Origin of the sequence: Actinomadura rugatobispora (assembly GCF_042656285.1) — a bacterium.
GTDB lineage: Bacteria > Actinomycetota > Actinomycetes > Streptosporangiales > Streptosporangiaceae > Spirillospora > Spirillospora rugatobispora.
Window position 1 is genome coordinate 1 of record NZ_JBHSON010000174.1, and the last position, 12,017, is coordinate 12,017.

The window sequence follows — 12,017 nt, forward strand, 5'->3', positions numbered from 1 at the left end:
GGTCATGTCCTTGTCCTTGCACTCCTCCACGGAGTACTTGGGCGGCTCGAACCGGTGGTCCCGGAACGACAGGGACATGGTCCCGGAGAAGTCCTCGATGGGACTGATCTCCTCGAAGATCTCTTCGAGACCCGACTGCGTCGGGGCCTTGTCTCCGGCCTTCTGGGCCGCCTCGACCCGGGACTTCCACCTCTCGTTGCCCAGCAGCCAGTCAAAGGAGTTGGTCTGCAGCGCAAGGAGGTCCGGGACTTCGAGCGGCTCCTTGATGCGCGCGAAGGAGACGCGGTTCGGACCGGTTGCGGTATTCGAGGCGTTGCGCGAGGCTGCCAAGAGTGGTCCTTCCGAGGGCTCGCGGCGTAACTGACGACACGCACGCCAGACGATCCAGGCGGGAGACCCGGGCGAAGAGCCCCGAAAAGGGGCACGACAGGGGTGCTCTCACACGTGGATAGTCAGAGGGCAGCGCAAAGGGGCAGTGTAGCCGACTACCACACCGCTCGCAACTCTAGCGCCGAAGTATGCATCACGTTGCCATGGAGCATCGCCTCTGAACGCCGCCGAGTCAAGAGCGGACTTGGACTTTTCGGGCTCTGACCTGCAGTGAGGAAGGCCATAGTTTAGGATTCCGGCCACCTACCGGCAGGTAGCCACTCTCAGGTCCCGCCGGCGAACCTCCAGAACCCCCTGCACACAGTGCTTCCAGCACATTCCGGCGCCGTCGCCGGGCGTGTCGGACGGGGTTGTGGAAGGTCTCCGGACGGGGCCCTTCGAGGGCTCACCTAAGGATGGAACGCCATGACGGGCGCCCCTTGTTCCAGGACGGGCGCCCGGACGTCTCGTACGCCCCCTGAGAGCCTCCTGGGGGCCTCCACGGAGACCCCCCGCCGTCCGGGGGCCGACCCTGCCGTCTAGAGGACCTCGACCTTGGAGACCAGCCAGCGCTCGCCGACCTTGGTCATGGCCAGCCGGAGCGTGAACTGGCTCGGCAGCCGCTGCGCCTCGCCCTTCTCGGAGTTCTTGACGGTCTGCTGGTTGAGGAACACCAGGACCGTCCCGGAGTCGGGCGAGATGTCCTCGACGGCCGTCTTCACCGCGGTGCCGGTGACCATCGCCTGCTGCTGCGGCGCCAGCGTCCGCACCCGCTCGGCCTGCGTCTCGAACTGCTTGCGGAAGTCGCCCGTCGCGTACGCGGTGGCCTTGCGCATGTCCGAGTCGACCGTGCGGTAGTCGTAGGACGAGATGCTCTGGGCCGCCTGCGTCGCCGCGTAGGTCGCCTGCCTGGTCGCGGTCTCCGTGGCGTCCAGCTGGGACTTCTTCGTCCACAGCCAGCCCACGCCGGCCGCGCCCAGCACGGCCACCAGGCCGAGCACCACGAGCCTGCGCGAGCCCCCGGCGGGCAGCGGGACGCGGACGCGCCGCCGCCTCTTCTCGCCGTCCGTGTCCTTGATCTTGGCCTTGATCTTGGGCTCGGGCTCGCTCTCGGTCGTGGTCCCGGCCTCGGGTTCGGGCTTGACCAGGTCGGGCTTGGCGGCCGCGCCGGAGACGACCGGCTCGGTCTCCTCCTCGGCGGCCTTATCGTCCGCCTCCGCGCCCGCTTCGGCCTCGTCCTTGTCGACGGCCTCGGCGGCCTCGGCGGCCTCGTCCGCTGCGGCCTTCTCCCCGGCCTCCAGCGCGGCGGCGGCCTCGGCCGCCTCCCTGGCCGCCTGCTCGGCCAGTTCGGCCAGCTCGGCGGCCCGGCGGGCCTTCTCCTTCGCCTCGGCCGCGCGCCGCTCGGCGCTCTCGACCTCGGTCTCGGTGTCGCGGGACGTCACGGAACCACCCCCAGCTTGGAGACGAGCCAGCGATCGCCGTCACGGGTCAGCTCGAAGTCCCAGCGGCCCGTCATCGGCATGCCCTGCGGCACCTTCTCGTTCGTGGAGATCGCCGACACCCAGACGATGACCTCGGCGGAGTCGCGGTCCATGGAGACCAGGCCGGCCCGCGCCGTCTGCACCGACGAGGCGGTCCTGGTCTTGCTGACCGTGTCGGCGAGCGTCTTGGCCAGCGTGGCCCACTGGTCCTTGGCGGTGCCGGTCATCCCGCCGGTGACCCGGTCGATGTCCTTCTGCAGGTTCCGGTGGTCGAGCGTCTGCATGTTGATCGCGGTCTGCTTGGCGGACTGCAGCGCGGCGGCCCTGCGGTCCTCGTCCCGCTGGGCCGACCAGATCTCCCTGCCCAGCAGGCCCGCGACCACCGCCAGCGCGGCGATCACGACGCCCAGCGTCCACACCCCGATCCGGCCGCGGGGGTTCGCGTCCGACTTCACTATCGCGCCGTTTCCCTTCACCGCATGAGCGGGTCGAGTAGGAGCATCTTCCACGAGGCGTCACCCAGCAGGCGCTGCTGGCTGCCGGTGGCGCCCATCCGGTAGCGCTTGCCGTCCGGCCCGTAGACCCAGCCGGTCGACGGATCGTACCCGGCCAGTTCCACCGATTTGGCGGGGAAGGGAATGTAGACGCTGTTGCCGGACTGCAGCGTGACCTGCTGCCCCGACAGCGTCGAGCCCTGCCCGCCGTCGCTCGGCGCCTGCGCGCGCGGTCCCTTCGCGCCCTTGTCGGACGAGGTGCCCGAGCCGTCGCCGTACGCCCCGCCCGCGGGGAAGCCGGCGCCGTCGGTGGCGCCCGGCGGCACGGCGGGCGGCGGCACGTTCGCGTCCTTGGGGTAGTTGCGGGAGCCGCGGACGACGTTGCCGGAGTCCTTGGGCTCGGTGCAGCTGCGGTTGAGGTCCGGCGTCTTCTTCTCGGTGCGCTGCGGCCAGCGCCAGTCGTCCTTGGGACGGAAGCCCTTGGTGCACGGGGGCGGCGAGTCGATGTTGAGCGCCAGGCCCAGGTGCTGGGTGCCGTCGCCGGGGGTCACGGTGAACGCGCCGCCCAGCGTGAGCGGGTAGAGGATGAACAGCGAGCGCAGCCCCGCCTGGCGGGAGGCGATGATCTGGCCCGTCGTGGTGAGGTTGGCCAGCAGCACCGGCAGCGTCGGCGCCAGCCCGTCGATGGTCTTGTCGAGCTGGGAGACCGTGCCGGGGATCGCGTCGATCGTCTGGCGCAGCGCCGGGTCGTCCCGGCGCAGCTGGGTGGTCAGCTCGTTCAGGTTGCGGGCGAAGCCGCGGATGTTGGCGGCCTGGGAGCGCTGGGTGTTCAGCACGACGGCGCCGTCGTCCAGCAGCCGCTTGGTGTCGGGGTAGGCCTGGTCGGCGGTCTGGATGATCCGGTCGGTGTCGTCCAGGATCGCCTGCAGGTCGGAGGCCGAGCCGGAGAACGCCCGGTCGAGCTCGTCCACGATGGTGCCCAGCTGCCGCGGGTTCACCGACGAGACGAGCTTGTCGACGTTGCGCAGCAGCTCGGCGGTGGACACCGGGAGCTTGGTGAGATGCCGCGGGATGGTGTACGGCTCGCCCTGGTCCAGGTACGGCCCGCCGGCCTTGGCGGGCTGCAGGTCGATGTACTGCTCGCCGACCGCGGACCGGTTGGCGACGACGGCCGCGGTGCCCTCGCGCGGGATCCGCCGGCCCCGCTCCAGTCGCAGCTCGACCTTGATGCCGTTGGACGTGAGCCGGATCGGGCCGACCCGTCCGACGGGCACGCCGCGGTAGGTCACCTCGGCGTTGGTGAAGACCCCGCCGGAGTCGCTGAGGTCCACGTAGGCGGTGTACTGGCGGCCGAGCAGGCCGCGGCCCACGCCGATGTAGTTCACCGAGACGACCGTGACGCCGATGACCGTGATGAGGGCGAACACGATCAGCTGGAGCTTGACGCCGCGCTTGAGGATCACGACAGCCCCCCTGTCATCAGCGTCTGGAGATCGTTGGAGCCGGGTGGCGGGGCCAGGGATCGCGGCCGGTTGCCGCCGTTCCCGGTGCCGCCGGTCCCGCCCGTGCCGTTCTGGGTGCCGTTGAGGCCGGGGAGGCCGCCGTCGCCGGCGCCGGGCAGGCCCGGCAGGCCGCCGCCGTTGCCCGTCCCGCCGGTGCCTCCCGCGCCGCCGGGCATCTCCGGCAGCACGCCCAGCGGCGTCTCCGGCAGCGTCACGTTCGGGACGGTGAGCATGTTGCGCATCTGCTGCCCGTCGCCCAGCAGCCCTTCCAGCGCGGTCCCGCCGAACAGGTTCTGGGCGACGTTCTCCAGGTCCAGGTCGAGGGTGAGCCGCACGTTGCCGTAGTCGCCCTTGATCACGTTGCCGAACGTGGACGGGAACGGGTAGGTCAGCATGCCGTCCAGGGCCTTGGGCAGATCCGCGCCGGCCTTGTTGAGGTTGCGCAGGATCGTGTCGAGGTCCTTGAGGTTGGCCAGCAGCTCCGTCCTGGACTTGGTGATGACGTCGGTGGTGGTGCGGCTGAGCCGCTCCAGCGCCCGCAGCATCTTGGTCAGGTCGGCCCGGTTGCGGTTGAGCACGGTCAGCGCCGGGCCGGTCTTGTCGATGGTGTCGGCGATGGTGCGCCGCTCGGCCGACAGCTTGCCGGTCAGCCGGTCGATGCTGTCGATGGCCCGGGTGATCTCGCCGCGGTTGCGGTCCAGGGTGCCCACGAACGTGTTCACCCGCTGCAGCACCGACTTGATCGTCGAGGTGCGGCCGCCCATCGCGGTGTTGAGCTCGCGGGTGATCGTGGAGACCTGCTCCAGGCCGCCGCCGTTGAGCAGCATCGACATCGCCGACAGCACCTCTTCGATCTCGGTGCTGCGGGTGGTGCGGGCCAGCGGGATCAGGTCGCCGGAGGTCAGCTCGCCGCGGGGCTGCTCGCCGGGCGGGTTGGCCAGCGCGACGAACTTCTCGCCCAGCAGGCTGGTCTGGCCGATGGTGGCGACGGCGTTGTCGGGCAGCCGGGTGTCGTCGCGCACCTTCAGGGTGACCACGGCGTGCCAGCCGCTCTGCCCGCCGGCCAGCTCGATCCGGTCGACCTTGCCGACCGAGACGTCGTTGACCTTGACCACCGACTGCGGCACCAGGTCCAGCACGTTGCCGAACTCGACCTTGATCGTCTTGGGGTTCCCGCCGAGGTCGGGGCCGCCGGGCAGCGGCAGCGAGTCGACGCCGCGGAACGAGCAGCCCGACAGGGCCGTCACCCCGGCCAGCGCGACCGCGCCGACCCGTCCCAGGCGCCCTGCCGGACGGCGGCGCGAACGGTTCGAGGGGGATGTCACTGGCCACCTCCGGGGAGCAGCGCGCTGATGTCCCTGGGCTTGGTGGTCTGCGGCCTGGACTGCGACCGCGGCTGGGCCTTGGCGCCGCCGTTGCCGCTCTTCCCGCCCGGCCCGTAGGCGTCCGGCGGGATCGGCTCGGGGTCGTAGTGCGTGGTCAGCGCGGTGATCCAGGACAGGTCCAGGCTCAGCCCGGTCAGCACCTTGCCGATCCCGTTGACCGGGGTGACGAAGTCCAGGCACTGCTTGGCCGGGGTGCCGACCGAGTAGGCCAGCGAGCAGACCCAGTCCGCCAGGTCGTGGAACTGCCGCAGGTCGGCCCGGTTGTGGATGGTGCCGCTGATCGGGTCGTAGGCCCTCGCCAGGTTGGCGATGCCCGTCGGCGCGGTCTCCAGGACCTCGGCGAGGGCGTCCTTCTCCTTCACCAGCACACCGGTGATCTGCGCGAGCTGCCGGACGTTGTCGGACAGCTGGCCGCGGTTGTCCTTGATGAACCGCTGGACGTTGCGCAGCGTGGGGCCGAGGGTGTTGAGCGCGGCGCTCAGCTCCTCCTTCTCCCCCGCCAGCTGCGCCGACACCCCGTTGAGGTTGCCGCTGAACCGCCGGATCTGCTGGTCGTTGGCCTTCATCGTGGCGGTGATGATCCGCAGGTTCTCGATCGTCTTGGCCACGTCGTGCCGGTCGGCGCTGAGGGTGCTGAGCATCTTGGAGGTGTCGGCGATCGTCTGCCGGATGTCGGTGCCCTGCCCCTGGAGGGTGTCGGCGCCGACCTGCAGCAGCCGCGACAGCGCGCCGTCCTGGCCGCCCGGGCCGGGCTGGTTGGCGCCCTCGGGGCCCAGGGCCCGGCTGAGGTCGTTGAGGCCCTTGCCGACCTCGTCCACCTCGACCGGTACGGCGGTGCGGTTGACCGCCAGGGTCTGCCGGTCGGGCATGACCGGCCCGCCCTTGTAGACCGGGGTGAGCTGGATGTAGCGGTCGGCCACCAGCGTCTGGTTGACGATCACGGCCTGGGCGTTGGCGGGGACCTTGTACTCGGCGTCGTACTCCAGGCTCACCCGCACGGCGCCGCCGACCGGGGTGACCTCGGTGACCTTGCCGACCGGGAGGCCGAGGACGCGCACGTCCGCGCCCGGATACAGGCCGACGGCCTTGGTGAAGTACGCCGTCATGCGGCGCTGCTCCGGCTCCCGCAGCAGCAGCACGAGCGCGGCCGCCAGCAGGGCGACCGCCAGGATCGCGCCGCCCAGCCGGAGGACCATACCTGCCTGGCGGGGGCGGGCCCCCGTCAGGGGGACGGAACTAACACTGCGCACGTTGACCTGCCTGCTCGCTTACGGGAGGAAGGGGAGCGGGTTGCCGTTGCCGTTGCCCGGCTGCCTGGGTTGGCCGCCCTGCCGCTGCTGGGTCTGGCCGCCCTGCGCGGGCGGGTTCTGGATCGAGGCGGGGATCGGGATCAGGTTCTGGATGTAGCTGTCGAACCACCGCCCGGATCCGGTGACGTCGGTGAACTGCCGGGTGAACGGCGCGAACAGCTGGATCAGCCGGTCCAGGTTCTGCTGGTTCTTCAGCAGCACCGCGTTGACCTTCTCCAGGTTGTTCAGCATCGGGCGAAGCTGCGCCTCGTTCTCCTTGATCAGCGCGTTCACCTGCTGGGAGAACACCACCGTGTTGACCAGCAGCTGGTGGATCACCTGGCGGCGGGCCCGCACCGACTGCAGGATCTTGTCGCCGTCCTCGATCAGCCTGGCGAAGTCCTGGTTGCGGTCGGCCAGCAGCTCCGAGACGTTCTTCGCCCGTCCGGCCAGCTCGTGCAGCTGCTCGTCGCGCGAGGCGATGGTGTTGGAGAGCCGGCGCAGCCCCTGCAGCGACGCCCTGATCTCGTCCGGGGAGTTGCGGAAGGTGTCGGCCAGCACGTCGAACGACTGCGCCACCTGCTTGTGGTCGATCTGGTTGACCCGCTGCGTCAGCTCGCTGATCGCCGGGACGACCTCGAACGGCACCGCGGTCCGCTCGACCGGGATCTGCCTGTTCAGCCGTCCCTTGCCGCGCGGGTCCAGCGCGACGTAGTGCGCGCCCAGCACCGTCTTGATCTTGATCTCGGCGCGGGTGGTGTCGCCCAGCCGCACGTCGTCGTTCACCCGGAAGGTCACCTTCACGTGGGAGCCCTCCAGCTCCAGCCCGGTGACCTGGCCGACCTTGACCCCGGCGACGCGCACCTCCTCGTCGGCCTTCAGCCCGGCGGCCTCGGCGAACGCGGCGCTGTACTCGCGCCCGCCGGCCAGGAACGGGATGCTCTGCAGGTTCATCGCGACCAGCAGCGCGACGGCGATGACGGCGAACGCGGCGAGGCCGATGGGGACCGGGTTGCGCTCCCGGAAGGGCGCCCTCATCTACTTGCACCTCGCGTTCTCGTTCACGATCGTCGGGGTCTGGTAGACGGGGCCACCGGGCAGGCGCACGCGGGCGTCCATGCCGCAGATGTACATGTTGAACCAGGACCCGTAGGAGGAGATGTTGACCAGCCCCTCCATCCGCTTCGGAGCGCCGCGCAGCGCCTTGTCGATGTCGTCGTCGTTCTCGCTCAGCGTGGCGGTCAGCTTCCGCAGCCCGGCGATGTCGTTCTTGATCGCGGGCCGGGAGTCGTTGAGCAGGTCCGCGGTGGTGCCGGTGAGCCGGTTGATCGCCTCCACCGACTGGAAGATCGCCTCCCGGTCGCCCGCGACCCCGCTGACGAACCCGCGCAGATCGGTGATCATCCGATTGACCTGGCCGTGCCGTTCGTCGATGGTGCCCAGCACGCTGTTCAGGTTGGTGATGACCTGGCCGATGACCTGGTCGCGGTTGGCCAGGGTGTTGGTCAGCGACGCCACGTGCGCCAGCAGGCTGTTGACCGTCCCGGCCTCGCCCTGCAGCGTCTGGACGATCTGGAACGCCAGCTTGTTGACCTCGCCGGGCTCCAGCGCGACGAACAGCGGGCGGAACCCGTTGAACAGCGCGGTCAGGTCGAGCGCCGGCCGGGTCTGGGCGAGCGGGATGGTGCCGCCGGGCCGCAGGTAGTCGTTGGCGGCCCCGGGCCCCTCGGTCAGCGCCAGGTAGCGCTGGCCCATGAGGTTCCGGTAGCGGACGTTGACCTGCGTGGAGGCGGGCAGCCCGGCCTGGAAGACGCCCTCCCTGTTCAGGCTGAAGGTCACCCGGGCCCGGTTGCCGGAGGCCAGCCGGATCTTCTCCACCTGGCCGACCCGGACGCCGGCCACCCGGACGTCGTCCTGCTCCAGCAGCCCCGCCACGTCGGTGAAGACCGCGCTGTAGGAGCGGGTGTCGGCGAACCGCATGTTGGAGATCGTCATCGCCAGCACGCCCGTGGCCAGCGAGGTCGCCACCACGAAGATCAGCAGCTTGATCGCCGCGCTGGTGGTCTTCACTGGACGTTCACCACCGATCCCTCCAGCAGCGGCCCGAACAGCAGCTGGGCCACGTCCGACACCTCGGCGGCGGGGGTCCTGGTCATCGGGCCCACCACGTTCTTGATCTTGTCTCGCTCGCTCATGCCGGGTCCGGGGTCGACGAACACGCCCGACGCCGCCCGGCCGCGGCCGCCGGCGGCGCCGTGCGGGTTCTGGTCGTCGGGGTCGTGCGGGTTCTGCCACCACAGGTCGTCCTGCGTGCCGTCCAGCGCCATCCAGTCGGGCCACGGCACCTTCGGATCGGGCAGGTTGTAGCAGCGCGGCCCGCGCTGGTCCTTCAGCTCGGGCAGGTCGAGCGGGTACTTGTACGCCGGGCGCGGCTTGACGATCTCGACCGTGAGGTTGAACGTCGGCGTCTTGCCGCCGCCGGCCTCCTCGGCCCGCGGCTTGAGCGCCATCATGCCGTCCAGCACGCAGGGGAACGACGGCGAGTAGCGGGCGACCACCGCCAGCCCGGCCCGGTTCGCCACGTTCACCCCGATGATCTTCGGGGCGTTGTCGCGGACGAACTGCTCGCCCTTGCCGCTCACCCCGGTCACCATCGGGATGACCTGGTCCTCCAGCGTCGTCCGCTTGTCGGTGACCGTCTTGCTCGTCACGTTGAGGTTGCGCAGCGTGTTCAGCAGGTCGGGGGCGGCGGCGGTGTAGATGTCGGAGACGTCCGACAGCGCGCGCAGGTCGTACACCAGCGTGCCGAGCTCGGGGTTGATCTTCTTCAGCAGCGCGTCGGCCTGCTCCAGGTTGCGGCCGATCTGGTCGCCGCGGCCCTGCAGCGCGGTCGCGATCGCGTTCAGCGTGGCGTTCAGCTTGTCCGGGCGGACGGCCTGCAGCAGCGGCAGCAGGTTGTTGAGCACCCGGTCGATCTCGACCGCGGCCTGCGACCGGTTCTGCTGGACGACCTGGCCCTCGCGCAGCCCCAGCGGCCCGGCCTGCGCCGGGATCTCCAGGTCGACGTACTTCTCGCCGAACAGCGTCTTGGGCAGCAGGCGGGCCTGCACGTTGCCGGGGATCAGGCCGGCCTTGTCGGGGTCCAGGGCCAGGTCGATGACGGCGCCGTCGGCGGTCGCCCGGGTGCCCCGGACCTCCCCCACGATCAGGCCGCGCACCTTGACGTCCGAGCGCGGCAGCAGCTGCAGCCCGGCCCGGTCGGCCCGCACCGACACCTTCGTCACGGGGGTGAGCGCCTTGTTGAACAGCGCGACCGTCAGCGCCAGCAGCAGCGCGATGACGATCACCATGGACAGCCCGAGCAGGCGGTGGCGGGCACTTCGCGTCATCGCCGCCTCACCCCGCAATCCGTACGGTCGTGGTGGCTCCCCAGATCGCCATGCCGAGCATCAGGTCGACCACGTTGATGACCACGATGCTGGTGCGCACCGCGCGGCCCACCGCCACGCCGACGCCCGCCGGGCCGCCGCTGGCGTGGTAGCCGTAGTAGCAGTGGATGAGCATGACGAGGATCGAGAAGATGATCACTTTGCCGAACGACCAGAGGATGTCGTACGGCGGTAGGAACAGCTTGAAATAGTGGTCGTAGGTGCCGGTCGACTGCTCGTAGAAGATCGTCACGATCAGCCGGGTCGCGCCGTAGGAGGCCAGCAGGCCCACGATGTACAGCGGGATCACCGCGATCATCCCGGCGATCATCCGGGTGGTGACCAGGAACGGCATCGACGGGACGGCCATGACCTCCAGCGCGTCGATCTCGTCGGAGATCCGCATCGCGCCGAGCTGCGCGGTGAACCCGCAGCCGACCGTGGCCGACAGCGCCAGCGCCGACACCAGCGGGGCGATCTCGCGGGTGTTGAAGTAGGACGCCACGAACCCGGTGAACGCGGCCGTGCCGATCTGGTTCAGCGAGTTGTAGCCCTGCAGGCCGACCTGGCTGCCGGTGAAGAAGGTCATGAAGCCGACGATCACGACGCTGCCGCCGATCACCGCCAGCCCGCCGGTGCCCAGGCTGACCTCGGCCAGCAGCCGCAGCACCTCGGTCCGGTAGCGGCGCAGCACCCGGAAGATCCAGGCGAAGGCGCGGGCGTAGAACGACAGCTGGTGGCCGAAGTCCTCCAGCCGCTGCAGCGGGGCGTTCACCACCTTGACGGCGGTCTTCCCCGACTTTCCGGGAGCCGCCATCACATGCCCTTCTGGGGGACGAACTGGAAGTACAGGGTGGAGATCAGGAAGTTCTCCAGGAACAGCAGCATGAACGTGATGACCACGGTCTGGTTGACCGCGTCACCCACGCCCTTGGGCCCGCCCTTGGCGTTCAACCCCTTGTAGGCCGCGACCAGCCCGGCCGTGATGCCGAAGACGAACGCCTTGAACTCGGCCTGCAGCAGGTCGGGCAGCTGGGCGATCGCGTTGAACGAGGCCAGGTAGGCGCCGGGGGTGCCGTCCTGCAGCATCACGTTGAAGAAGTAGCCGCCCATCAGGCCGACCACCGACACCAGGCCGTTCAGGAACAGCGCCACGAACGCGCACGCGAGCATGCGCGGCACCACCAGGCGGTGCAGGGGGTTGATGCCCAGCACCTCCATGGCGTCGATCTCCTCGCGGATCTTGCGGGAGCCGATGTCGGCGCACATCGCCGACCCGGCCGCGCCCGCCACCAGCAGCGAGGTCACCAGCGGGCTGGCCTCGCGGACGATCGCCACCACCGCGGTGGCACCGGTGAACGACTGCGCGCCCAGCTGCCGGATCAGCCCGCCGACCTGCAGCGACAGGATCCCGCCGAACGGGATGGCGACCAGCATCGTGGGCACCACCGTGACGCTCACGATGAACCAGGCCTGCTGGATGAACTCGCGCCACTGGAACGGCCAGACGAACATCGCCCGGAAGGTGTCCAGGCACAGCGCGAAGAACCGGCCCGGCTCCCGGACGGCCACATTGGCCGCCCCGTCGGAGAACCTGCGGAACGCCGAGGATCCTGATTCGTCCTTGCCCTCCCACCGGCCCGCGCCGATACCAGGGAAGGACATCAGGGCCCCGCACCCGCCCCCGGCCAGCCCCCGCCGGCCTGCTGGTAGCCGCCCTGCCCCTGCCCGCCGGGCAGCGGCCCGCCCGGAACCGGCCTGTCAGGAGTCGTCGCGCCGGACGCCTCGGCGCCTCCCACCGGGGTCATCGCGGACACGTACCGCGGCCACTCCTCGACCCAGTTGCGGCCCAGGTCGTCGATGAACGACCCGGGCGGCGGGACCACGCCGTGCGCCGCGCACCAGGCGCCGGGCGCGTGCTGCGTCGGCCGGACCCGCCCGTCGGACGGCATCAGCTGCGGCGGGATCGGCGGCAGCTTGCCCGGGTCGTGGCCCATCTTGGCCTCGGCCTCCAGCTCGGAGACGTCCTTCTCCTCCGACATGCCGATCGGGCCGACCTTGCGGGCGTT

At 70.3% G+C, this 12,017-nt stretch carries 11 protein-coding genes and 1 pseudogene; all 12 read right to left on the reverse strand.

The features are described 5' to 3' along the window. The coding region (locus ACFPZN_RS54560; protein ID WP_378293042.1) for a hypothetical protein at positions 1-330 on the reverse strand (330 nt) is incomplete at its 3' end. Between the two features lie 578 nt (positions 331-908). Then, positions 909-1,811, reverse strand: a complete 903-nt coding sequence (locus ACFPZN_RS54565; protein WP_378293044.1) for a hypothetical protein — start codon at positions 1,809-1,811, stop codon at positions 909-911. Further along, a complete protein-coding gene (locus tag ACFPZN_RS54570; protein ID WP_378293046.1) occupies positions 1,808-2,305 on the reverse strand; it encodes a hypothetical protein in 498 nt (165 codons plus the stop codon). The genes ACFPZN_RS54565 and ACFPZN_RS54570 overlap by 4 nt, the downstream gene beginning before the upstream one ends. Before the next feature lie 17 nt (positions 2,306-2,322). Beyond that, positions 2,323-3,807 (reverse strand): MCE family protein, encoded by a 1,485-nt coding sequence (locus ACFPZN_RS54575; RefSeq protein WP_378293048.1) that lies wholly within the window; start codon positions 3,805-3,807, stop codon positions 2,323-2,325. After that, positions 3,804-5,171, reverse strand: coding sequence for an MCE family protein (locus ACFPZN_RS54580; protein WP_378293050.1), 1,368 nt, complete (start codon positions 5,169-5,171; stop codon positions 3,804-3,806). The genes ACFPZN_RS54575 and ACFPZN_RS54580 overlap by 4 nt, the downstream gene beginning before the upstream one ends. Then, a complete protein-coding gene (locus ACFPZN_RS54585) occupies positions 5,168-6,427 on the reverse strand; it encodes an MCE family protein (protein ID WP_378293052.1) in 1,260 nt (419 codons plus the stop codon). The genes ACFPZN_RS54580 and ACFPZN_RS54585 overlap by 4 nt, the downstream gene beginning before the upstream one ends. A gap of 72 nt (positions 6,428-6,499) precedes the next feature. Next, entirely contained in the window at positions 6,500-7,558 is a 1,059-nt protein-coding gene (locus ACFPZN_RS54590; protein ID WP_378293054.1) for an MCE family protein, read from the reverse strand. Next, entirely contained in the window at positions 7,559-8,590 is a 1,032-nt protein-coding gene (locus ACFPZN_RS54595; RefSeq protein ID WP_378293056.1) for an MCE family protein, read from the reverse strand. It lies immediately after the preceding gene. After that, positions 8,587-9,909, reverse strand: a complete 1,323-nt coding sequence (locus ACFPZN_RS54600; RefSeq protein WP_378293058.1) for an MCE family protein — start codon at positions 9,907-9,909, stop codon at positions 8,587-8,589. The genes ACFPZN_RS54595 and ACFPZN_RS54600 overlap by 4 nt, the downstream gene beginning before the upstream one ends. Positions 9,910-9,916: 7 nt before the next feature. Next, positions 9,917-10,765 carry an MlaE family ABC transporter permease gene (locus tag ACFPZN_RS54605; protein WP_378293060.1) on the reverse strand — a complete coding sequence of 283 codons (849 nt, stop codon included), beginning with the start codon at positions 10,763-10,765 and terminating at the stop codon, positions 9,917-9,919. After that, positions 10,765-11,613 (reverse strand): MlaE family ABC transporter permease, encoded by an 849-nt coding sequence (locus ACFPZN_RS54610; protein WP_464043982.1) that lies wholly within the window; start codon positions 11,611-11,613, stop codon positions 10,765-10,767. Before ACFPZN_RS54610 ends, ACFPZN_RS54605 begins: the two co-directional genes overlap by 1 nt. Further along, positions 11,613-12,017: pseudogene (locus ACFPZN_RS54615) on the reverse strand (hypothetical protein); the annotation flags it as partial. The pseudogene ACFPZN_RS54615 and the gene ACFPZN_RS54610, both read right to left, overlap by 1 nt.

Coding starts and splice junctions, on each gene's coding strand:
- ACFPZN_RS54610 (WP_464043982.1), bottom strand. CDS start 11,613: ATGTCCTTCCCTGGTATCGGCGCGGGCCGGTGGGAGGGCAAGGACGAA.
- ACFPZN_RS54590 (WP_378293054.1), bottom strand. CDS start 7,558: ATGAGGGCGCCCTTCCGGGAGCGCAACCCGGTCCCCATCGGCCTCGCC.
- ACFPZN_RS54600 (WP_378293058.1), bottom strand. CDS start 9,909: ATGACGCGAAGTGCCCGCCACCGCCTGCTCGGGCTGTCCATGGTGATC.
- ACFPZN_RS54585 (WP_378293052.1), bottom strand. CDS start 6,427: ATGGTCCTCCGGCTGGGCGGCGCGATCCTGGCGGTCGCCCTGCTGGCG.
- ACFPZN_RS54605 (WP_378293060.1), bottom strand. CDS start 10,765: ATGGCGGCTCCCGGAAAGTCGGGGAAGACCGCCGTCAAGGTGGTGAAC.